This is a genomic window from Pseudoalteromonas sp. Isolate6 (assembly GCF_022398435.1).
Classification (GTDB): domain Bacteria; phylum Pseudomonadota; class Gammaproteobacteria; order Enterobacterales; family Alteromonadaceae; genus Pseudoalteromonas; species Pseudoalteromonas galatheae.
The window spans coordinates 1-3,008 of record NZ_JAKEVK010000325.1 but is presented as its reverse complement, the minus strand read 5'-3'; the positions used below and the strand labels follow the sequence as shown (position 1 = coordinate 3,008).

Here is a 3,008-nt window from a genome sequence, read left to right as displayed (position 1 = left end):
GGTAATAATGTTGTTTTTTGGTTTTGACCAAGTTATAAAATTATTACCGTGAGCTTCTTGCGTTGTTTTACTTACTTAAACTATTACTTGCTACCGCTTTATAACCTTGTCTATTTCTTTGCTATAATCCGCACAATTTTGGTAATAGGCACTGACCTCCAATGACATTTAGCGAATTACAACTTCACCCTGAACTACTAAGCACAATTACCGAGCTTGGGTTTGCGTCACCAACACCAATCCAAGAAAAGAGTATTCCACTTCTGCTCAGTGGTTTTGATTTAATTGCAAGTGCCCAAACTGGAACCGGTAAGACTGCTGCCTTCATGCTGCCGATTTTGCATTCCATGCTGATAGGTGGCGTGCAAGATGAGAAACGGGTTAGGGCGCTGATACTTACCCCAACTCGTGAGTTGGCGCAGCAGGTTGCTGAGCATACTGAAAAGTTAGTGGGTAGCACCGGCCTAAATGTCGTGTGCTTATATGGCGGTGCAAATATTGGTCCGCAAGAAAAGCGCTTAAGAGCGGGCGTTGACATAGTGGTTGCGACACCTGGGCGTTTACTTGACCACCTAATCAAAGGCACATTAACACTCAAAAATATTCAACACTTGGTCTTCGATGAAGCAGATCGCATGTTAGATATGGGGTTTATGGGGGAAATTAAGCGGATCATGCGAACTATGCCGCTTAAGCGTCAAACGTTGCTATTTTCAGCTACGGTTGACGATGCTGTGTTATCCCAAGTAAAGCCTTGGTTGAACGACCCTAAGCGAGTAGGAGTTGAATCTCAGAACAGCACCGCAAGCACAGTTACGCAAACTTTCTATTCGGTAGACGAAGATCGCAAACGTGAATTGATCTCCCACTTGATTGGCAAAAATAATTGGCATCAGGTACTGGTGTTTACTCGCACAAAAAATAGTGCTGATAGCTACGCAAAAGAATTGAATAAGGATGGCCTTAAAACCGCAGCGATCCACGGTGATAAGTCTCAAGGCGCGCGTGACAAAGCGCTATCTCAATTCAAATCAGGTGAAATTCGCGTCTTGGTTGCAACGGATGTAGCAGCTCGTGGCATTGACATTGACTCGCTAAACTATGTCTTCAATGCTGAGTTACCCTATGTTGCTGAAGACTATGTGCACCGTATCGGCCGTAGTGGTCGTGCTGGACAAAATGGCCAAGCCATTTCGCTTGTGAGTATTGATGAACAGTGGCTACTAGAAGAAATAGAAATTTTCTTAGATGAGCGATTTGCACCGCAATGGCTGCCAGGCTATGAACCTGATTTAACCAAAGAGCCTAAAGACACTCGCCGTAATTCTGGTAAATCTAAGAAGCAAAGAGACAAAAAGCGTATTTTGGGAACAAGAACCAAGCGTAAAAGGAAGTAATGGCTTAGCGCTAAAGCTTATGTTTGGCTTCTCTCATCCAAACATAAGCATCATTGGCCATTAATTACTAGTAGAGGTTTTGATATAAACAGCTGCCCCAGATACAGATAAAAACGATAAGTGCGATCAACACGCCTGCAGAGCCCAAGTCCTTGGCAAGCCCCGACAGTGGGTGGATTTCTAAACCGACTCTATCAATTGTTGCTTCAATAGCAGTATTTACTATCTCTGCAAACATCACAAACAGCGTTGCACAAAACAACATAACGCGCTCATAGAGTGAAAGTTCAAGTGTAAACAGCAAAATGATAGTAACCAGCAGTAGAATAAGCTCTTGCCGAAAGGCGGATTCATTTTTTGTGAGCCAATTAAACGCTCTAAATGAGTGTCCAAGCGCCAGCAATAGTCGTTTTGCTCCAGTTGGCTTATTGGTGTTATCAAAATGCATTAGTTTCTCCATTAGTTGCGAGTAATTGAGTTTCACAGGTTGCAAATATGTCATTTTTGGACTGATAGGTTTTCGAATTAACTTGGGTTAAGCCAAGTAACGTATCGTAGATATTGTCATGAGAAAGGGGTTGCTGTTTTACAGCGTCAATGCAACCACTGTAGCTTTTATTTGTTAGGCGGTTACTCCAGTAAATCATCGGGATCTGAGTTTGTTCTTTAGGTGCTAGACGATATGGAAAGCCATGTAAATATAATCCGGTTTCACCAAGTGATTCGCCATGATCGGAAACATAGAGCATGTTGACTGTTTCTGCGTCTAACGAAGACAGTTGTGTAATGATTTTGTGCAACACTAAATCTGTGTAAGCGATGGTATTGTCATAGGTGTTCACTAATTCTTGAGGCGTACAATTTTGGATATCGCTACGTTGGCAATCTGGGAGGAATTTTTGCTGTGTTTTAGGGTAGCGGCGATAATAAGTTGGGCCATGCGAGCCAATCATATGTAAGACAACAACAATATTGCTTGTTTGCGCGTTGTTTATGGTAGTCATAAGTGATGGGATTAGTACCTCATCAAAGCAATACTTACCGTCGCACAGCGGGTTATCCTTGTTAGTATCAATCCGATAATTCTCAACCCGATTACATACACCTTTACAACTACTATTATTGTCTATCCAAAACACTTCGGCGCCAGCCCTGTGGATCACATCAAGCACGTTATCTTGGCTCTGAGCAAGACGGCTATTGTAATGTGCTCTATCTAGCCGTGAAAACATACAGGGTACTGAAATTGCTGTCGCTGTGCCACAAGATGACATGTTACTGAAATATTTGATGCCGTCCTGTTTAGTGTATTCGTTAGTATCTATTTTATAGCCTCCATGTGAAAAGTTGCTTGCACGTGCAGTTTCACCAACAACGATAACGGTGATATTAGCACTTGATTTGGAAGCTAAAGCAGGTGTTTTATCTAGTAATCGAAATGGTAATGAAGGATAAAAATAGTTATCTCTCAGGTATTTATATCCTGCAATATAAAATGAAAATGGCGTGATATAGCTTGCGACTTCTTTATTGTTTCTACCAACGGAGGCATAGTTTTGATAAAAGCTAAAGGCTATCAAAGAGATGAAGGTAATTGAAACAAAATTAATG

3 protein-coding genes are annotated in these 3,008 nt (G+C 41.8%); 1 reads left to right on the top strand and 2 read right to left on the bottom strand.

Annotated elements, in window-relative coordinates; genetic code table 11:
• Positions 1 to 161: 161 nt before the first annotated feature.
• Positions 162 to 1,397 (top strand): DEAD/DEAH box helicase, encoded by a 1,236-nt coding sequence (locus L1D50_RS22430; protein ID WP_239966881.1) that lies wholly within the window; start codon positions 162 to 164, stop codon positions 1,395 to 1,397.
• 67 nt (positions 1,398 to 1,464) lie between these two features.
• Here the strand turns inward: L1D50_RS22430 and L1D50_RS22425 are convergent, their stop codons facing one another.
• Together L1D50_RS22425 and L1D50_RS22420 are read right to left on the bottom strand one after the other, a co-directional pair.
• Positions 1,465 to 1,845 (bottom strand): diacylglycerol kinase, encoded by a 381-nt coding sequence (locus L1D50_RS22425; RefSeq protein WP_010605037.1) that lies wholly within the window; start codon positions 1,843 to 1,845, stop codon positions 1,465 to 1,467.
• The coding region (locus L1D50_RS22420) for a sulfatase-like hydrolase/transferase (RefSeq protein WP_239966880.1) at positions 1,835 to 3,008 on the bottom strand (1,174 nt) is incomplete at its 5' end. The genes L1D50_RS22425 and L1D50_RS22420, both read right to left, overlap by 11 nt.